We start from the raw sequence: 16,809 nt of genomic DNA, 5'->3' as shown, positions 1-16,809 counted from the left end.
CTCCCTTGTCGCCCGGGGTCGTCCGGTCTACGTTACGCCTTAATTACTACTTACTAGGTACTCAGTAAGGGGTCGACATGGAGATCGAGGAGCAGGCCGCGCTCACCAGCGGCGCCGACTTCTGGCACACCACGGCCGTGCCCGGCGTACCCGCGATCATGGTCAGCGACGGCCCGCACGGCGTGCGCAAGCAGGTCTTCGGCGAGGGGCACGGGCTGCTGGACAGCGAGCCGTCCACCTGCTTCCCGCCCGCGGTCGCGCTCGGCTCCACCTGGGACGCGGACCTCGCCCGGCGGGTGGGGGAAGCGCTCGCCGCGGAGTGCCTGGCCAAGGACGTGGCCGTGCTGCTCGGCCCCGGCATCAACCTCAAGCGCGCCCCGCTCGGCGGCCGCAACTTCGAGTACTTCTCCGAGGACCCGATCCTCACCGGCGTGCTGGCCACCGAGTGGGTCGCGGGCCTGCAGAGCCGCGGCGTGGGCGCCTCGCTGAAGCACTTCGCGATCAACAGCCAGGAGACCGACCGCATGCGGGTCAGCGCCGACGTCGACGAGCGCACCCTGCGGGAGATGTACCTGCGCGCCTTCCAGCGGGTCGTCGAGCGGGCGCGGCCGTGGACGGTGATGTGCTCCTACAACCGGATCAACGGGGTGTACGCCAGCCAGCACCAGTGGCTGCTCACCGAGGTGCTGCGCGGTGAGTGGGGCTACGAGGGCGTGCTCGTCTCCGACTGGGGCGCGGTCGTCGACCGGGTCGAGGCGGTCCGCGCGGGCCTCGACCTGACCATGCCCGGCCCCGACGACGCCGGCGACCGGGCGCTCGCGGCCGCGGTACACGACGGAACCCTGCCCGCCCCGGCGCTCTCCACCGCCGCCGGGCGGGTCGAGGCCCTCGTGCGCAAGGCCCTCGCGGCCGCCCGTCCGGGCGCGACCTTCGACGCCGCCGAGCACCACGCGCTCGCGCGGGAGGTCGCGAGCCGCGGCATCGTCCTGCTGCGCAACGAGGGCGGCCTGTTGCCGCTGGCGCCGGGCGAGGCCGCGATCGCGGTGCTCGGGGAGCCGGCGCGCAGCCCGCGGTACCAGGGCGGCGGCTCTTCGCTCATCAACCCGACGCGGCTGGACAACGCGCTGGACGCCATCACCGCGCTGGCCGGGGCGCCGGTGCACTTCGCGCCCGGCTACGACGACGTCGACGCGGCCGTGGCGCTGGCCCGCGCGGCGTCGGTCGCGATCGTGTTCGCCGGCACCGAGGAGGAGACCGAGGGCTCCGACCGCACGGGCCTGGAGCTGCCGGCCCGGCACCTCGAGCTGATCGAGCGCGTCGCGGCGGCCAACCCGCGCACCGTCGTCGTGCTCTCCAACGGCGCCGTCGTACGCACGGCGCCGTGGGACGCGGCCGTGCCCGCGCTCGTCGAGGGCTGGCTGCTCGGCCAGGCCGGCGGCGCCGCGCTCGCGGACGTGCTCTTCGGCGTGGTGAACCCGTCCGGGCGGCTGACCGAGACCATCCCGCAGCGGCTGGAGGACCACCCGGCGTACCTGGACTTCCCGGGCGAGCAGGGCCACGTGCGCTACGGCGAGGGGGTGCACGTCGGGTACCGCGGCTTCGACGCCCGCGACCAGGACGTCGCCTACCCGTTCGGGTTCGGGCTGTCCTACACGACGTTCGCGTACTCCGGCCTGGCGGTGTCCACCGTGGACGGTGCGCTGGAGGTGCGCCTGACGGTCGCCAACACCGGGGACCGCGACGGCCGCGAGGTCGTGCAGGTGTACACGTCCCTGGGCGCCTCCCGCGTGCGCCGCGCGGCGCGCGAGCTGAAGGCCTTCGCATCGGTACCCGTGGCGGCCGGCGCCGCGGCCGAGGTCGTCCTCCGGGTCGAGCTCGCCGACCTGGCCTACTGGGACGTCGAGGTCGGGCGGTGGGTCGTGGAGGCGGGGGAGTACACCATCGCCGCCGGCTCCTCCTCGCGCGACCTCCGGCTCTCCGCCACGGTCGCGGTGGACGGCGACGACGAGCGCCGGGTACTCACGGCCGAGTCGACGATCGCCGAGTGGTTCGCCGACCCGCGCGGGGCCGCGGCCCTGGGGGAGGCGTTCGCGGCGATGGCGGCGGGGGGCGGCGACACGATGGCCCAGGGAATGGCCGACCCGGCGATGTTCACGCTCATGGCGAGCATGCCGCTGGCCCGGGTGGCCGCCTTCGCCGGGGACGCGTTCGGCCCGGACACCATGGCGGCCCTGCTCAAGGCCGCGAACTGAAGTTCCGCACGTACCGCCGCTGCCACGGGGTCTCGACGGCGCGCGGGTGGTAGAGCCGGCGGACGTAGGCCACGGCCTCGTCCGCCGGCACGCCGTCGAGGATCGCGATGCACGCCAGGGCCGTCCCGGTCCGGCCGCGCCCGCCCCCGCAGGCGACCTCGACCCGCTCGTCCCCCGAGCGCCGCAGCGCCGCGGCGAACGCGGCCGCGGCCGCCGCCCGGTCCGCCGGCAGCCGGAAGTCGGGCCAGCGCACCCAGGTCGCGTCCCACCCGACCACCGGTGGCTTCGCGACCAGGTAGAGCCCGAACTCCGGCGCCGTGGCGGGCGGCCCGTGGCGCAGCCCCCGCCCGCGGATCGCCCGGCCGGAGGGCAGCCGCAGCAGACCCTCCGCGCCTTCGCTCCAGGCCGTCACGGCTTCGGGCGGAAGCTCGCGAAGACGATGTCGAGGTCGGACCGGGCGCTGCCCCAGTCGCTCTCGGAGGTCGACCACCAGATGCCGTACGCCTGGTGGTCCGACGTCACCACGCCGCGGTTGTTCACGTGCTGGCGGCCGTTGCTGCCGTAGGTGAACTCCCAGTCGGCGGCGACCACGAAGTAGTTGGGGACGCTGTCGATGTGCACGCGCGTGTAGTTCTTGTAGTAGCTGCCGCCCCGCTCGCCCTCCTGCGCCGTCCAGTCGGCGACGGGGTCCATCTTCGGGTGGCTGGACTGGTCGATGCCGAGCAGGCGGCCGTTGCCCTTGAAGTACACGATCGAGCCGTCCTGCGACTTGCTCCAGCCCTGCGGCACGTACACGGAGAAGCCCGTCGGGTCGTGGTAGTCCGTCCAGCCCTGGGGCAGCGGCGGGAGCGTGCCCGAGGCCGTCCCCGCCTTCGCCGGCTGCTCCGTCGGGCCGGCCCCGTTCCCGTCGTTGCCCGCGGGCGCCGAGCTGCCCTGGCCGGTCCCGGCCGCGGACGTGCCCGCGGCGGCGCTGGGCCCGGGGGCGGCGCCGGCCGCGGTGGTCTGGGTGGCGCCGGTGCCCTGGGTCCCGGGGTCGCCGTCGTCGCTGCGCACGGTGAACCAGACCAGCGCCGCCACCACCAGCACGGCGGCGGCGCCGCCGAGGAGGAGGCCGGTGCGCCGCTGCTCGGACTCGGTACGCGGGGGCGGCGCCACCACGGCCGCGGACCCGGCCGCGCGCGGGGGGACGGGGTCGGCCTTGGCCGGCGCGGACGCTCCGACGGGGATTCGGCGCTCCTCGACCTTGGTCGGCGCGAACGTCTCGGATTCCGGCTCGGGCTCGGCCTCCGCTTTTGCTTCCGCCGTTTCTTCCGCTACCGCCTCGGTCTCCGGCTCTTCCTCGACCTCCGCGGCCGGTTCTGCTTCCGTGGCCGGCTCGACTACTGCGGTCGGGTCTTCGGTCGGCTCGTGATCCGTCGCCACCGGTACCCAGGTCGCGGCCTCCGGTGCGTCGACGTCCGGTTCCGGGTGCTCGTCCTCCGCCGCGGTGCCGAACACCGGGCCCTCGACCACGCCGGATTTATCGGAAACGCCGGTATCGACCGGCTGCTCCGCTTGCTCCTGCACCACGGGCTCGGCGGCCAGAGCGGCGGCGACGGGCGCCGCGGCAGCGGCTGCCGGCGTGGCGGCCGGGGCGGCGGCGGGCGCGGCGGATGGGGAGGCGGCGGCGGGCGCGGGCGCGGAGGCGGGCGCGGACGCGGAGGCGGGCGCGGGCGCGGAGGCGGGCGCGGACGCGGAGGCGGCGGCGGGCGCGGCGGACGCGGGCGCCTCGGACGCGGACGCGGCGGCCGGGGGAGTGGCCGCGGCGGGGGGCGTGGCGCGGGTGGCGGGGCGGGCCGGGGGCGTGCGCTGCGCGGGTACGACCGGTGCCGGCGTCTCCGCACGGCCCCACCCGCCCAGCCACGAGCGCTTCTTCCGCGGCGGCTCCGGCGGCAGCAGGGCCCGGCGCAGCAGCTCGTCGGTCTGGGCGAAGTCGGCCCGCGCCCGCGGGTCCTTGCGCAGCAGCGCGCGCAGCACCGGGACGAGCGGGCCCGCCCGCAGCGGCGGGTCGGCCTCCTCGGACGCGAGGGCGGTCAGCGTCTCCATGGCCGAGCCGCGGCCGAACGGGGAGCGGCCCTCGACCGCGGCGTACAGGGTGGCGCCGAGCGACCAGAGATCGCTCGCCGGGCCGGCGATGCCCTCGCGGGCCCGCTCGGGCGCGATGAACTCCGGCGAGCCGAGCACGAGGCCGGTGCGGGTCACGTGGCCCTCGCCCTCGACGCGGGCGATGCCGAAGTCGGTGAGGACCACGCGGCCGTCCTCGGCGAGCAGCACGTTGCCGGGCTTGATGTCGCGGTGGTCGACCCCGACCCGCTGGGCCGCGCGCAGCGCGTCGAGCACCGCGAGGCCGATCTCGGCGACCCGCCGCGGGGGCAGCGGCCCGTCCTCGCGGATGACCTGGTCGAGGGAGCGGGACTTGACGTACTCCATCACGAGCCACGGCTGCCCCTCGGCCGCCAGCACGTCGTAGACCCGCACCACGTTGGGGTGGCTCAGCCGCGCCGCCGCCCGCGCCTCGCGCAGCGTGCGCTCCATGGCCACGTCCCGGGCGCTGTCGAGCAGCTCGGGGGGCAGGACGATCTGTTTGACCGCGACGTCGCGGTGGAGAGTCTCGTCCCGGGCGCGCCAGACCCGCCCCATACCACCGACTCCCAGGGGTTCAAGGATTCGGTAACGGTTGGCGACAACGGGGGGCGCGGCGGTCATGCAACATTGTGTACCCGAAGGATCTCCGGAGCACGCGCACCCCTCGCCGGTGTGTGGCGCCGGACAGATATCCGTCCCCTCATGAGCCGGGGCCTCGGGCCGATCTGCTGACAGTGCGCGTCCGGATGCTCGCCTACCGTGGTTGCAGATCGGTTGCTCGCAGGTCATGGAGGGGTGTTCGGGTGGAGCTCATGCTCTTGGCGTACGGCATCGGCGGTCTCGCCGTGTTCGGGGCGGCCTTCCTGCCGGGCAACACGCCGCTGTACCGCGTGGTCTGCCTGATCCTCGGCGCGGTGATGACGGCCTGGGCGGCCAAGGTCGTGCTGCTCGGCGGCCTCGTCCACGTCAACGCGTTCGTGCTGCTCGCCCCGCTCGTCCTGCTGATCCGCGGCGGCATTGGCACCGTGCGCTACGCCATCGCCCGCCCGGCCCGCCCCGGCCACCTGCCCGCGCCGCGCCCGCACCCGGCGGCACGCCAGTTCGGCGGCGCCGGCTCCTACCAGCCGCACCCGCCGACCGCGTATGCCGCCTACCCGGCGGCCCCGGCCGCTGGCACGGCCGAGCCCGTCTACGCCGCCTACCCCGCGGCCCCGGCCGCCGAGCCGGCCGCTCGCAGTGCCGTGCCCGTCTACGCCGCCTACCCCGCGGCCCCGGCCGCCGAGCCGGCCGCTCGCAGTGCCGTGCCCGTCTACGCCGCCTACCCCGCGGCCCCGGCCGCCGAGCCGGCCGCTCGCAGTGCCGTGCCCGTCTACGCCGCCTACCCCGCGGCCCCGGCCGCCACGCGCGCCGCCGAGCCCGTCTACGCCCGCGCGGCCTTCGCCAGCGAACCGGTCTACGCGTCCCCGATGGAGAACCCGCAATTCGCGCAGCCCATGCGGCCCGGCGCGCACGCGGCGCAGCCGGCCGGTCACGTTCCGCGCCAATCCGGGCCCCGCGTGCTCGAATCGGTGGATCCGTCCGCCGGAAGGGCCCGGCACCGGGCGTCCTGATCGGGGCAAAGGCCGTATAAAGATCGGCATGACCCCGATGCGGGAGCCGACCTTCCTGATCCTGACCGCCCTCGCGGCGCGGCCGCTGCACGGGTACGCCGTGATCCAGGAGGTCGAGCAGCTCTCGGCCGGCCGGGTGCAGCTGCCGGCCGGCACGCTGTACGCCGCCCTCGACCGCCTGACCGCCGAGGGTCTGGTCGCGCCCGAGGGCTCGGAGATCGTCGCCGGGCGGCACCGGCGCTACTACCGGCTTACCGAAAGCGGCGCCGCGGCGCTGGCGGCCGATGCCGAGCGCCAGCGCCGGAACGCCGCGGCGGCCGCGAAGCGGCTGCGTCTGCGGGCGGCTGATGCCCGCTGACGCGGGTCCCGTCAACGGGTCGGGCCGGCCCATTGGTTGCGCATTGTGTCCATCCTCTCGGTTCTCGCATGCCGGACGGTGCGAGGCGTGGTCCGCCGACCCGTACCTTCGCCCAGCCCCCTGACGCCGCGCTGAAACCACGACACCGGCCCGCCGTCAGTGACTCCGACAAATACGAAGTGTCGGATATGTCGCGGCGCGCCAGCGCCCGACATATCCGGAAAACCCGAGATACCAGAGAAACCTCGAGGTACCAGAGAAACCCCGAGGTACCAGAGAGACCTTGAGATACCAGAAAAACCCGAGGTGCCGGAAGAAGCGGTGTGCGGGCCAGGTGAACCCCGGCCCGCACACCGAACGACAGAACCTCAGACCGCCGCGGCCAGCGTCACCGAGAAGCGGGCCCCCTCGTCCGTCCACCAGTCGCGGACCGCGAACCCGGCCGCCGCCAGCTCCGCGGCCAGCCCCTCGCGCCGGAACTTCGCCGACACCTCGGTGCGCAGCTCCTCCCCGGCCGCGAACGTGATCTCGAGGTCGAGCGCCCGCAGCCGTACCGTCATGGGCGCGAGCGCTCGCAGGCGCATCTCGATCCACTCGTGCTCCGCGTCCCACACGGCCACGTGCGCGAACGCGTCCGGGTCGAAGTCGGCGTCCAGCTCGCGGTTGAGTACGTGCAGGACGTTGCGGTTGAACTCGGCCGTCACGCCCGCGGCGTCGTCGTAGGCCGGGACGAGCACCGCCGGGTCCTTCACCAGGTCGGCGCCGAGCAGCAGGAACTCGCCCGGGGCCAGCCGGGCGCGCAGGGCGGCCAGGAACGGGGCCCGCTCGGTCGGCGTGAAGTTGCCGATCGTGCCGCCCAGGAACGCGACCAGCCGCGTCCCGGCCTCGGGCAGCACCTCCAGGTGGCGCACGAAGTCGGCGACGATCCCGTGCAGGTGCAGGTCGGGGTACTCGCGGCGCAGGTCGGCGAGGGCCTGGCGCAGCGCCGCCCCGGACACGTCCAGAGGGGTGAAGGAGCCGAGCGTGCCGTGCTCGCGCAGCGCGTCGAGCAGCAGGCGCGTCTTCTCCGAGGAGCCCGAGCCGAGCTCGATGAGCGTCTTGGCGCCGGTGATGCGCGCGACCGCACCGGCCCGTTCGGCCAGGATCTCGCGCTCGGCGCGCGTCGGGTAGTACTCCGGCAGCCGCGTGATCTCCTCGAACAGCTCGCTGCCGCGGGCGTCGTAGAAGTACTTCGGTGGCAGCCACTTCGGGCTCGCGGTGAGCCCGCGGCGGGCGTCCTCCCGCAGGCCCGCGGCGAGGTCGGCGTCGGTCAGGTGGATTTCGAGGTCAACGTCCGTCAGTGTCACGAGACAGCACCTTCCAGTGCGATGACCGTCACGGCCGGAGGGGCCGCGACGAGCAGGGACAGGTCCGGTACGGCGGTCCAGGCGGGGTCGGGGGACAGCGGCTCGGAGGCGACGAGCACGCCGTCCACGGTGGACAGGTACGACAGCGAGTGGCCCCAGGTGGTGGCCGCGATCGTCGCGCCGTCGGTGAGCAGGAGGTTGAGCCGCGAGCCGGGGGCGGCCGCGGCGACGTCGGCGACCACCCCGGCCAGCGCCTTGTCCGGCGCGAGCCCGGCCTGCAGGCGGGCGCGCACCAGCGCCCACAGCAGGGCGCTGTCGGTCGGGGCGTCCAGGGTCAGCAGGTCGCGGACGGGCAGCGCGGCGGCGAGCCCGGCCACGCTGTCCGGCCAGCCGGTCACCTTGCCGTTGTGGCTGAACAGCCACCGGCCGTCGGTGAACGGCGCGGCTGCCGTCTCGGTGACGGGCAGGCCGACGGTCGCCGAGCGGACCGCGGCCAGGATCGCGCCGGAGCGGGTCGTGGCGGCCAGGGCCGGCAGCCCAGCATCCGTCCACAGTGGAACGCTCCGGCGGTACCGGACCGGCGGTTCGTCCGGGTTCGGAAACCAGGCGACGCCGAACCCGTCGGCGTTGATGGTGCCGCCGCCGCGCATGTCCGCCGGGGCCCACGACTGGCGCTCCAGCGAGTGCGGCGGCGTGAACAGCAGGTCCGCCAGCGGGATCGGCGGCCCCAGGTACGCCACGTGCCGGCACACTAGGCGAGCTCCGCGGGCGTGGCGTCGCGGGCGGTGCGGAAGCCGCTGAAGATCTGCCGCCGGATCGGGTAGTCCCAGTTGCGGAACGTGCCCCGGCAGGCGGCCGCGTCGGTGCCGAACGAGCCGCCGCGCAGCACCTTGTACTCGGGGCCGAAGAAGACCTCGGAGTACTCGCGGTACGGGAACGCGGTGAAGCCCGGGTAGGCGGCGAAGTCGCTGTCGACCCACTCCCACACGTCGCCGATCAGCTGGTGCACGCCCAGCGGGGAGGCGCCCGCGGGGTAGGCGCCGACCGGGGCCGGGGCGAGGTGGCGCTGGCCCAGGTTGGCGTGGTGCGGCTCGGGGTCGCCGTCGCCCCACGGGTACCTCCGTGAACGCCCGGAACCGGGGTCCCACCGTGCCGCCTTCTCCCACTCGGCCTCGGTCGGCAGCCGCCGGCCCGCCCACGCCGCGTAGGCCGCGGCCTCGTGGAACGACACGTGCACGACCGGGGCGTCGGGGGCGATCGGGCCGGTCCGGCCGAACTCGGTCGCCAGCCAGCCGCCCGGGTCGCGGCTCCAGTGCAGCGGCGGGTTGGCCCCGGTCTCGTCGAGGAACGCGGCGTACTGCGCGTTGGTCACCGGCGCCTTGTCGATCCAGTACGCGGGCACGTCGACGGCGTGCGCGGGCCGCTCGTTGTCCAGTGCCCACGCCTCGGTCGAGGTCCCCATGGTGAACGGCCCGCCCGGCACCAGCACCTCACCGCGCACGTCCACGGTGGCCGGCGGGGGCGGCGGCGCGGCGAGCACCGGGTCGCCGGCGCGCAGCTGGTGCGTGGCGAGCATGGTCTCGTCGTGCTGCTGCTCGTGCTGCACGATCATCCCGAAGGCGAAGGCGTCCTCGGTCAGCCGCCTTCCCTCCAGGTGTACCCGTTCCAGCACGTCGAGCGCCTTGTCGCGCACGGTCGCCACGTAGGCCCGCGCCTCCTTCGGCCCGAGCAGCGGCAGCGCCGGACGGTCCTTGCGGGCGTGCTTGAAGGCGTCGTAGAGGTGGTCGATGTCGGCGCGGACCGGCTCCCGGCCGCCGACGTCGCGCACCAGCCACAGCTCCTCCTGGTTGCCGATGTGCGCGAGGTCCCACACCAGCGGCGACATGAGCGGCGAGTGCTGGCGCACCAGGTCGCCCTCGTCCACCGCCTCGGTGAGCCCGGCCGAGCGGGCCCGGCTCCGCTCGAGCTGCTGTGCGACGCGCTCCCGCAGGTCAGCCATTGCGTGTGCTCCCTTCCAGGACGTCTTCGATCAGGTGCGGCGGTAGGTCCAGCCGCGCCAGGGCGAGCTCGCGCACGGCCCGGGCGGCCCGGGCGAGCACCGGGTCGGCCATGCCGTCGCGAGCCGCCTCCACCCAGCGCCCGGCGGCCGGCGCGCACAGGTCGAGGACCCGCGAGACGGTGCCGGGGTCGTCGAGCAGGGCGTGCAGCAGCGCCGCGGGCGCGAACCAGCCGCGCCCGGGCTGGGTGTCGAGGTAGCGGATCTCCAGGTACCCGCGCGGGCGGACCGGCGGGAAGAGGGTGCTCAGGTGGTAGTCGAGGTCGGCGAAGGTCGGCCTCGGGTCCAGGGCGCCGCCGATCCAGTCCGCGAACGTCACCCCGGACGGGGCGTCCCAGGCCCCGCCGGGCCGCCGGATGCACAGCACCTTGGCGTCCAGGGCGTAGCCCGCCCAGTCGGCCGCCGGGCGCCCGCCGGTGCCCACGGCGCGGGTCCGGGACGGGTCGATGCCGCGCCAGGCGCGCTGGCGGGCCGAGGCCCAGCCGGTGTCCTCACCCGCGAAGTGCGCCGAGTTGGCGAACAGCGCCATGAGCGGCGGGCCGAGCGCGTGCACCGCGGCCCAGCGCTCGGCGAGCTCGTCCTCCGGGCCGGGGTCGAGGCAGACCTGCAGGCCCGCGGTCGAGCACATCATGATTTTTCCGGATTCGCCGCGGCGGTCGAAGGCCGCCGCCATCGCGTCGTACCGGGGGGTGGAGAGCAGGCGCCGCGGTTCGCGGTGCGGATCGGCGCCGGTGTCGCCCAGGATCAGTCCGGCGCCCGCCAACAGGGCGGTGAGCTGCTCGATCTCGGCGCCGACGCCGGCGTGCAGCTCGATCAGGGAGGCGTACGGCCGGCTGGAGATCTCCACCTGGCCGCCGGGCTCGAGGGTGACGGCGCCGCCGTCGCGCAACGGGAGCGCCGGGGAGTCGGCCCGCAGGGTCGGCGGCGCGTGGTCGCCGAGGGCCTGACAGAGCCGGGCGGTGTCCAGCGGGGCCGCCGGATCGCCGCGTTCGTGAACGGTGAACTCGAGTTCGACACCGACCGCCGCGGGTGGTCCGGTCTTGAAGCAGATCGATGCAATGTAGCCCTCGGCCTGCTCGATCTCGGCGATTACCGCGTCGTGGTCGGCGGCCGTGCGGGTGCCCTGCAAGGTCGCCATGAGAGCCGACGGTACCTCGGGAACCCTCGATCGGCGAGCGCAGACGTTGAACAAACGGTTACCGAACGACTACGGCAGGACGTCAGCGCAACAGCCGGTACAACTTCAGTGTCTCCCGGGTGACCGACTTCAGGCCGGGCACGCGGGCCAGCGCGACGAGCCGGTCGATGAGCGGCACCGCGCGGTCGATGAGCAGCCGCGTCTTGGCCTGGTCGGGTGACGTGTCGTGTACCCAGTAGAGGGTGATGCCCATCTGCGCGAGCCAGAGCAGCTCGGGCAGCTCCGGGCGCAGCTCCGCGTCGATCTTCGTGGTGGCGCCCTCGACGACCTCGCGCAGGACCGCGATCGACCGCTCGCGGGCCGGGGCCGACTCGCCGCTGAACGGGCTGAGCGGCGACCCCGGCTCCACGGCGGTCTTGATGAACTTGCCGGCGAACGCGTGGTACGGCGTCATCGTGTCGAGCATGCCGGTCAGCGCCACCCGCAGCCGCTCGTCGAACGGGCCGCCCTTGGCCAGGGCGCCGGCGACGGCGGCCGCGGTGTCCTCCTGCACCGTGGCGTAGAACTGCTGCACCAGGTGATCCTTGGAGGGAAAGTAGTAGTAGGCGTTGCCGACCGACACGCCGGCGGCCTGGGCGATGCCCCGCATGGTGGTCTTGTCGTACCCCTGGTCGCGGAACAGCCGCACCGCCGTGTCCACGATGAGCCGCTTGGTCTGCTCGCCCCGGCCCGTCTCAGGTGTCGCAGGTTTCACCACAGTCCTGACGATATCCGCGCAGTGATCCGGCCGACTGGGCCACCCGCCGGGCCAGCGGCCGCAGGCCCGGCTGGGCGAGGCGCGCCGCCAGCCCCCGATATCCGTCCAGCGCCCAGAGGCAGACGAGCCAGGCCGCATCCCCGACGTACACGCCGCCGTCGTCGGCGACCACGGTGATGTCGGCGAGGGTCTCCGCCGGGTCGAGCGCAGGATACCGGCGGCGCGCCTCGTCCGATCCCGCCGCGACGAACTCGAGCGGGACGATCTGGGCCCGGCTCGCCAGCCACGAGCGTGCCGTGCGGCAGAGCCCGCAGCCCTCGTCGTAGAGCACGGTGAGCGTGGTGATCATCGCGGCGGCGGGATCTCTTCGGGGCCCGGGCGCCGGTTCGCCGGGGGCCGCGGGGTCTCCGGACCGGGCCGCGGCGGCGCCAGGGTGCGCGTCGGCTCGATCGGGGGCGCGGCCTGCTCCAGCAGCCGGCGGCGGCGGAAGCGGCTGAGCACGAACAGGTTGGCGAAGTGCACGCCGCCGAGGACGAGCAGCACCAGGCCGAGCTTGGCGGCCAGGGTCTCCATCGCCCCGCTGCCGCCGGCGACCGGCCCGGTGACCTTGAGCGCGATCGCCACGAAGCCGAGGTTGAGCAGGTAGAAGCCGACCACGAGCAGGTGGTTGACCGACTCGGCGAGGCGCTCGTCGGCGAAGGCGTCGTCGAGGAACACCTGCCCGTTCTTGAACAGCGTGCGGGCGACCCAGATCGTCAGCAGGATGCTGATCAGCAGGTACGCCAGGTAGGTGGTGAGCTTGAGGTCCATCTCCGGCCTCCGCCTATTTGAACGTGTTCAATAAGACGGTAGCGCTGTTCTTGAACGTGTTCAACTGTGCGCCCAGTCACGCCGCGGTGTAGCGCACCCACTCCCCGCCGGCCTCGCCCACGACGAGGGTGCCGTCGGACGCGGCGAGGGCGATCGAGCCGTCGTCGAGCGGGCCGGCCAGGTACGCGTCGGCCAGCGGGGCGGGCAGCGGGGTGAAACCGCCGCCGCGCCATACCCCGACGCCGGGGCCGGGCAGCAGCATGACGAGCCCGCCGCCGTTCGCCGGGCTGATCGTGTCCGCGTTCGCCACGATCGGCAGGTCGGGCTCGGCGAGCGCGCCGTCCGGCGTCAGCCGCCAGACCCGGGTCGGGTTCGCGGCGATCGCCCAGGCATCGCGCCCGTCCGGCGAGACGCGCACGAAGGCGCCGAACCCGATGTTCGGCCCGGCCGCGCGCCACGTCCGGCCGGCGTCGGGGGAGTACTCCACCGTCGTCTCCAGCCCGGTGTGGGTCAGCCGCCAGGGCCCCCGGCTCGTCGGCGGCTTCGGCCGCTCGTCGGTGTCCCCGGTGGACATCGCGTCCTGCGGGTTGAGGGCCCGGTACGTCCGGCCGCCGTCCACCGTCGCCCACCAGGCCAGGTAGGGGTCGCTGACGCCGACGAGGAACGAGTCCGCCCCGCGCAGCATCAACGACGCGTGCCCCTCGGCCGGCAGGTCCGGCAGCTCGACCGGCCGCCAGGTCAGGCCCGCGTCGTCGCTGCGCCCGAGGAAGCGGGCGCAGCCGCCGCCCGGGTGGCAGTCGTCGAACAGCACCCACCCGTGCGTGCGGTCCGTGAACCGCACGACCATGGTCCCGTGCGCGCCCTCCAGCCGCACCGGCCGGTCCGTGAACGGCGGCCGGTCGGGCGCCACCGCGGGCTGCAGCGCGTTGAGCGACAGGGCGGCGACGAGCGCGGCCCCGAGCCCGGCCAGCCAGAGCGCCCCGCGCCGGCGGGTGCGCCGCCACGTCCGCATCGCCTCCACGGGCACCGGGCGGAACGTGCCGAGATACTCGTCGGCGAACCGCGCGAACTCGTCCTCCACAGTGGTCTCAGGCATGCCACACCTCCGGCGTGAGCTGGGCGGCCAGCCGGGCGCGGCCGCGGGTCAGCCAGGAGCGCACCGTGCCCTCGGCGACGCCCTCCTGCTCGGCGATCTCGGCCACGCCGAGCGCCCCGAGGTGGTGCAGCACGAGCGCGCGGCGCTGGGCCGCGGGCAGCTCCCGCAGCGCGGCGACGAGCGCCACCCGGTCGGGCGTGGGCCCCTCGACGTGCTGCTCCCGCTGCCGCGCGAGGAACCCCAGGGCGGTGCGCAGCCGCCGCAGCCGGCTCGTGGCGAGGTTCCAGGCGACGCGGCGCACCCAGCCGGCGGGGTCGGCGTAGCCGGCGATACGCGGCCAGTGCTCCAAGGCCCGGCAGAACGCCTCCTGGGCGAGGTCCTGGGCCTCGGCGTGGTCGCCGAGGTACGCGTAGAGCTGCACGGCGATGCGCTGGAAGTGCGCGCCGTAGAACTCGCTGAAGGGCGGCTCGGGCATATTGATGTCACGCGCGAGGCGGCCGGATCGCTGCGCCCGCCTTTTCCGCGCTACAGGGTCGCGATCATCAGCGCCGAGACCAGCAGGGCGAGGTGGTGCAGGGCCTGGTCGGCCACGTACATGCCGCAGACCGGGCTCTGCGCCTCGGCGAACTGCGGCGAGCGGGTCGCCTTCAGGATCGCGCGCACCGGCCAGCGGCGGTCCAGCAGGCCGTGGGTCACGGCCGAGAAGACCATCCCCGCGACGACGCCGAGCGGCGAGAGCGGCAGCCGCAGCGCGAGGGCGGTGCCGAGCAGCACCACGGTCACCGTCACGTGGTAGCCGAGCAGGTGCCCCGCCATGGCCCGCCAGGCGGTCGCACCCCGGCCCGCCTTGAGCCCGGCCTGCCGGTCGGTCTGCGTGACGTGGTCGCCGAGGCTGTGGCCCACGAAGAGGGCCAGCAGGGCCACGGCGAACACCACGGAGTGCGTCAGCGTGTCTTCCGACATCGGCCGCTCCTCACATCGACGGGAGTTCCGATCATCCGCCCCGCCGCCGGTCACTTCTACGTCGAACGTGGCAGAACACATGTGTCCTGGGTCGCGTCACCCGCCCGGAGCAGCGCAAATGCGTAACTAATCGGTCAAGTCGGCAGTTGGGTGAAGGTGCGCAGCGACCCGAGTTCGACGACCCGCGTGCTCTACCTGGCCGGATGGGGGCGCAGTGGCAGCACGCTCGCCGAGACCCTCTCGACCAGGTGCCCGGCCTGGTCGGCGTGGGCGAGCTCAAGTTCCTCTGGGAGCGCGGGCTGCTGCAGAACCGGCGCTGCAGCTGCGGTACACCCCTGCGCTCCTGCCTATTCTGGGTCGAGGTGCTCGGCGAGGCGTTCGGCGGGATCCCCGACGACGCGACCGCCCGGGCCCTCGACGCCGCGTCCCGCCGGTTCCGCACCCGCCACCTGCCCGGCCTGCTGCTGAAGCCGACCAGCCCGCCGGACGCCGACCGCCTGCTGTGGTACTACGAGACCCTCGAGCGCCTCTACCGCGCGATCGCGGCCGTCAGCGGCGCCCAGGTCGTCGTCGACAGCTCGAAGTTCCCGTCGTACCTCACGGCGCTGCTCCAGTCGCCCGCGCTGGACGTGCGCGTGGCCCCGAACCGGCCGATGGGACAGTGGTGAAGGCGTGGCTCGTCACGGCCGCCGTCGTGCTCTCGGTCGCGCTCGGCGCCACCCTGACCTGGCGGCACTACGCCGGCCGGGTCGACCCGGCCGACCTGCTCGGCGACACCGGCCGCGACCGCACCGGGCCGCGCCAGATCGACATCCGGACCGCGCCCAGGCTCTCGGGCGGCCCCTTCGCCTCCGGCGCGGACACCCGCGGCCTCGACGCCGAGCCCGGGCGCAACATCCTGCTCGCCGGCCTGGACGCCCGCCCCGCCGAGGACCGGTCCACCGCGCGCGCCGACACCGTGATCATCGTGCACGTGACGGAGGCGGACGACCGCGCCTACCTCATCTCGCTGCCCCGCGACACCCGCGTCACGATCCCCGGCCATGGCCCCGACAAGCTCAACGCGGCCTTCCAGTACGGCGGCTTCGAGCTGCTCGCCCGGACCGTCCAGCAGCTCACCGGCCCGGTCTTCGACGCCGGCGCGATTATCGACTTCGCCGGCCTGCGCAAGGTCGTGGACGCGGTCGGCGGCGTCGCCATCGCCGGCAAGGTCACCTCGGCGGGCGTGCTGGCGAACCCGCTGGCGCTGAACCGCGCCGTGACGGCGGTCGGCGACTCGCTGACGTTCGACGGCAACGGCGCGCCGGTGACCGACTGGATCGTCCGGCTGCGCGCGATCGGCCCGGACGACCTGACCCTCCTGAGCACGAACGCGGGCCGCTTCAACACCGAACAACGCGACGGTCGCGACTACGAGAACCTGGACCCGGCGACGGCCGACCTCTTCACCGCGGCGCGCGACGACCGGGTGGGCGAGTTCGCCCGCCGGCACCCCGATCGGGTCATCACGCGGTAGGGGCGCTCCACCAGCAGGCCTGCGTGATGTGCCCGAAGCCGAGCGACTCGTACAGCGGCCGGCCCATCCGCGAGGCCGTCAGCGTCATCGGGCGGTCGTCGAAGCGGCGCAGCACGGCGTGCATCAGGGCCCGGCCCACGCCCCGGGAGCGGAAGGCGATGCCGGTCGTCACCCAGTACACCCCGACCGCGCCGGGCTCGGGCACCGCCACGCACGCGCCGGCCACCTCGCCGTCCAGGTCGGCCAGGTAGAACTCGACGTCGGCGAGGATGCTCTCCGGGAAGACCACCCCGCGCGCGTACGGCTGGAAGTTCTCCAGCGCGAAGTCCTCGACCACCAGCCGCTCCGCGACCGCCAGGTCGGCGGCGCCCTCGACGCGGCGCACGGGCAGGCGGGGCTCGTCGACGGGCTTATCCGGGCACCGAATCATCACCGGCAACTGCCGCACGGCCAGTCCCCGGTCCGTCAGGTCCACCGCCCCGAACACGTCCTCGACGACGACGCGCCCCTCGCCCGCGACCAGGTCCGCGAAGTCCTCGGCGCCGCAGGGGCCCAGCGTGAGCACGCGGCGCCCGTAGCGCTCGTCGCCGAGCACGGCCACCCACCCGTCACCGGACCGCGTCTCGTAGTCGCGGGCGCGGGCCACCCGGGCCCAGAGCGAGGCCGCGTTCCCGGCCGCCGTCGTCAGGGCGTCTGCGTCCATCCGCGCAGACTACTTTGGAGTGTTCTGTGCGGCCGCTTTGGAGTGTTCTGTGCGGCCGTTTTGGAGTGTTCTGTGCGGCC

At 74.5% G+C, this 16,809-nt stretch carries 18 protein-coding genes; 5 read left to right on the top strand and 13 right to left on the bottom strand.

Going from position 1 to position 16,809, the window contains the following annotated elements; all coding sequences use genetic code 11:
• Positions 1 to 77 precede the first annotated feature (77 nt).
• Positions 78 to 2,252 (top strand): glycoside hydrolase family 3 C-terminal domain-containing protein, encoded by a 2,175-nt coding sequence (locus ACPPVO_RS46210; protein ID WP_426505114.1) that lies wholly within the window; start codon positions 78 to 80, stop codon positions 2,250 to 2,252.
• On the opposite strand, the gene ACPPVO_RS46205 is transcribed toward ACPPVO_RS46210, so the two are convergent.
• Positions 2,236 to 2,664 (bottom strand): protein-tyrosine phosphatase family protein, encoded by a 429-nt coding sequence (locus ACPPVO_RS46205; protein ID WP_426505112.1) that lies wholly within the window; start codon positions 2,662 to 2,664, stop codon positions 2,236 to 2,238. The genes ACPPVO_RS46210 and ACPPVO_RS46205 overlap by 17 nt on opposite strands.
• Positions 2,661 to 4,931, bottom strand: a complete 2,271-nt coding sequence (locus tag ACPPVO_RS46200) for a serine/threonine-protein kinase (protein ID WP_426505111.1) — start codon at positions 4,929 to 4,931, stop codon at positions 2,661 to 2,663. The genes ACPPVO_RS46205 and ACPPVO_RS46200 overlap by 4 nt, the downstream gene beginning before the upstream one ends.
• A gap of 248 nt (positions 4,932 to 5,179) precedes the next feature.
• Here ACPPVO_RS46200 and ACPPVO_RS46195 point away from each other — a divergent pair, with 248 nt between their 5' ends.
• Both ACPPVO_RS46195 and ACPPVO_RS46190 read left to right on the top strand, forming a co-directional pair.
• On the top strand, positions 5,180 to 5,986 hold the full coding sequence (locus ACPPVO_RS46195) for a hypothetical protein (RefSeq protein WP_426505109.1): 807 nt from the start codon (positions 5,180 to 5,182) through the stop codon (positions 5,984 to 5,986).
• Positions 5,987 to 6,014: 28 nt separating this feature from the next.
• A complete protein-coding gene (locus ACPPVO_RS46190; protein WP_426505108.1) occupies positions 6,015 to 6,344 on the top strand; it encodes a PadR family transcriptional regulator in 330 nt (109 codons plus the stop codon).
• Between the two features lie 368 nt (positions 6,345 to 6,712).
• Here ACPPVO_RS46190 and egtD read toward each other — a convergent pair whose 3' ends face one another.
• From egtD to ACPPVO_RS46140, 10 genes are all read right to left on the bottom strand, one after another.
• Complete coding sequence (egtD, locus tag ACPPVO_RS46185) at positions 6,713 to 7,684, bottom strand: L-histidine N(alpha)-methyltransferase (protein WP_426514814.1); 972 nt, start codon at positions 7,682 to 7,684, stop codon at positions 6,713 to 6,715.
• A 2-nt stretch (positions 7,685 to 7,686) separates the two neighbouring features.
• Complete coding sequence (gene egtC, locus ACPPVO_RS46180) at positions 7,687 to 8,442, bottom strand: ergothioneine biosynthesis protein EgtC (protein WP_426505106.1); 756 nt, start codon at positions 8,440 to 8,442, stop codon at positions 7,687 to 7,689.
• Complete coding sequence (egtB, locus tag ACPPVO_RS46175; protein ID WP_426505104.1) at positions 8,442 to 9,689, bottom strand: ergothioneine biosynthesis protein EgtB; 1,248 nt, start codon at positions 9,687 to 9,689, stop codon at positions 8,442 to 8,444. The genes egtC and egtB overlap by 1 nt, the downstream gene beginning before the upstream one ends.
• On the bottom strand, positions 9,682 to 10,884 hold the full coding sequence (egtA, locus tag ACPPVO_RS46170) for an ergothioneine biosynthesis glutamate--cysteine ligase EgtA (protein ID WP_426505102.1): 1,203 nt from the start codon (positions 10,882 to 10,884) through the stop codon (positions 9,682 to 9,684). The genes egtB and egtA overlap by 8 nt, the downstream gene beginning before the upstream one ends.
• Before the next feature lie 82 nt (positions 10,885 to 10,966).
• Positions 10,967 to 11,641 (bottom strand): TetR family transcriptional regulator, encoded by a 675-nt coding sequence (locus tag ACPPVO_RS46165; RefSeq protein WP_360374095.1) that lies wholly within the window; start codon positions 11,639 to 11,641, stop codon positions 10,967 to 10,969.
• Entirely contained in the window at positions 11,619 to 11,990 is a 372-nt protein-coding gene (locus tag ACPPVO_RS46160; RefSeq protein ID WP_426505100.1) for a thiol-disulfide oxidoreductase DCC family protein, read from the bottom strand. The genes ACPPVO_RS46165 and ACPPVO_RS46160 overlap by 23 nt, the downstream gene beginning before the upstream one ends.
• Positions 11,987 to 12,451, bottom strand: a complete 465-nt coding sequence (locus tag ACPPVO_RS46155; protein WP_426505098.1) for a hypothetical protein — start codon at positions 12,449 to 12,451, stop codon at positions 11,987 to 11,989. Before ACPPVO_RS46155 ends, ACPPVO_RS46160 begins: the two co-directional genes overlap by 4 nt.
• Before the next feature lie 76 nt (positions 12,452 to 12,527).
• Complete coding sequence (locus ACPPVO_RS46150) at positions 12,528 to 13,547, bottom strand: hypothetical protein (protein WP_426505096.1); 1,020 nt, start codon at positions 13,545 to 13,547, stop codon at positions 12,528 to 12,530.
• Positions 13,540 to 14,022 carry an RNA polymerase sigma factor gene (locus tag ACPPVO_RS46145; RefSeq protein ID WP_426505094.1) on the bottom strand — a complete coding sequence of 161 codons (483 nt, stop codon included), beginning with the start codon at positions 14,020 to 14,022 and terminating at the stop codon, positions 13,540 to 13,542. The genes ACPPVO_RS46150 and ACPPVO_RS46145 overlap by 8 nt, the downstream gene beginning before the upstream one ends.
• A gap of 50 nt (positions 14,023 to 14,072) precedes the next feature.
• Complete coding sequence (locus ACPPVO_RS46140) at positions 14,073 to 14,510, bottom strand: DUF3307 domain-containing protein (protein ID WP_426505092.1); 438 nt, start codon at positions 14,508 to 14,510, stop codon at positions 14,073 to 14,075.
• A 248-nt stretch (positions 14,511 to 14,758) separates the two neighbouring features.
• On the opposite strand from ACPPVO_RS46140, the gene ACPPVO_RS46135 reads away from it, so the two are divergent.
• Positions 14,759 to 15,178 (top strand): hypothetical protein, encoded by a 420-nt coding sequence (locus ACPPVO_RS46135; protein ID WP_426505090.1) that lies wholly within the window; start codon positions 14,759 to 14,761, stop codon positions 15,176 to 15,178.
• A complete protein-coding gene (locus ACPPVO_RS46130) occupies positions 15,175 to 16,026 on the top strand; it encodes an LCP family protein (RefSeq protein WP_426505089.1) in 852 nt (283 codons plus the stop codon). The genes ACPPVO_RS46135 and ACPPVO_RS46130 overlap by 4 nt, the downstream gene beginning before the upstream one ends.
• On the opposite strand, the gene ACPPVO_RS46125 is transcribed toward ACPPVO_RS46130, so the two are convergent.
• Positions 16,016 to 16,729 carry a GNAT family N-acetyltransferase gene (locus ACPPVO_RS46125; protein WP_426505088.1) on the bottom strand — a complete coding sequence of 238 codons (714 nt, stop codon included), beginning with the start codon at positions 16,727 to 16,729 and terminating at the stop codon, positions 16,016 to 16,018. The two genes, ACPPVO_RS46130 and ACPPVO_RS46125, sit on opposite strands and share 11 nt — an antisense overlap.
• Positions 16,730 to 16,809 lie beyond the last annotated feature (80 nt).

The organism is Dactylosporangium sp. McL0621 (assembly GCF_049995355.1).
Classification (GTDB): Bacteria; Actinomycetota; Actinomycetes; order Mycobacteriales; family Micromonosporaceae; genus Dactylosporangium.
Note: the sequence above shows the minus strand (reverse complement) of the source record. Positions and strands in the feature narration are given on the sequence as shown.

What these genes read in the sequence shown, in the direction of transcription:
- ACPPVO_RS46210 (WP_426505114.1), top strand. Translation starts at nt 78, where the DNA reads ATGGAGATCGAGGAGCAGGCCGCGCTCACCAGCGGCGCCGACTTCTGG.
- ACPPVO_RS46200 (WP_426505111.1), bottom strand. Translation starts at nt 4,931, where the DNA reads ATGGGGCGGGTCTGGCGCGCCCGGGACGAGACTCTCCACCGCGACGTC.
- ACPPVO_RS46190 (WP_426505108.1), top strand. Translation starts at nt 6,015, where the DNA reads ATGACCCCGATGCGGGAGCCGACCTTCCTGATCCTGACCGCCCTCGCG.
- egtB (WP_426505104.1), bottom strand. Translation starts at nt 9,689, where the DNA reads ATGGCTGACCTGCGGGAGCGCGTCGCACAGCAGCTCGAGCGGAGCCGG.
- egtA (WP_426505102.1), bottom strand. Translation starts at nt 10,884, where the DNA reads ATGGCGACCTTGCAGGGCACCCGCACGGCCGCCGACCACGACGCGGTA.
- ACPPVO_RS46160 (WP_426505100.1), bottom strand. Translation starts at nt 11,990, where the DNA reads ATGATCACCACGCTCACCGTGCTCTACGACGAGGGCTGCGGGCTCTGC.
- ACPPVO_RS46155 (WP_426505098.1), bottom strand. Translation starts at nt 12,451, where the DNA reads ATGGACCTCAAGCTCACCACCTACCTGGCGTACCTGCTGATCAGCATC.
- ACPPVO_RS46150 (WP_426505096.1), bottom strand. Translation starts at nt 13,547, where the DNA reads ATGCCTGAGACCACTGTGGAGGACGAGTTCGCGCGGTTCGCCGACGAG.
- ACPPVO_RS46145 (WP_426505094.1), bottom strand. Translation starts at nt 14,022, where the DNA reads ATGCCCGAGCCGCCCTTCAGCGAGTTCTACGGCGCGCACTTCCAGCGC.
- ACPPVO_RS46140 (WP_426505092.1), bottom strand. Translation starts at nt 14,510, where the DNA reads ATGTCGGAAGACACGCTGACGCACTCCGTGGTGTTCGCCGTGGCCCTG.
- ACPPVO_RS46125 (WP_426505088.1), bottom strand. Translation starts at nt 16,729, where the DNA reads ATGGACGCAGACGCCCTGACGACGGCGGCCGGGAACGCGGCCTCGCTC.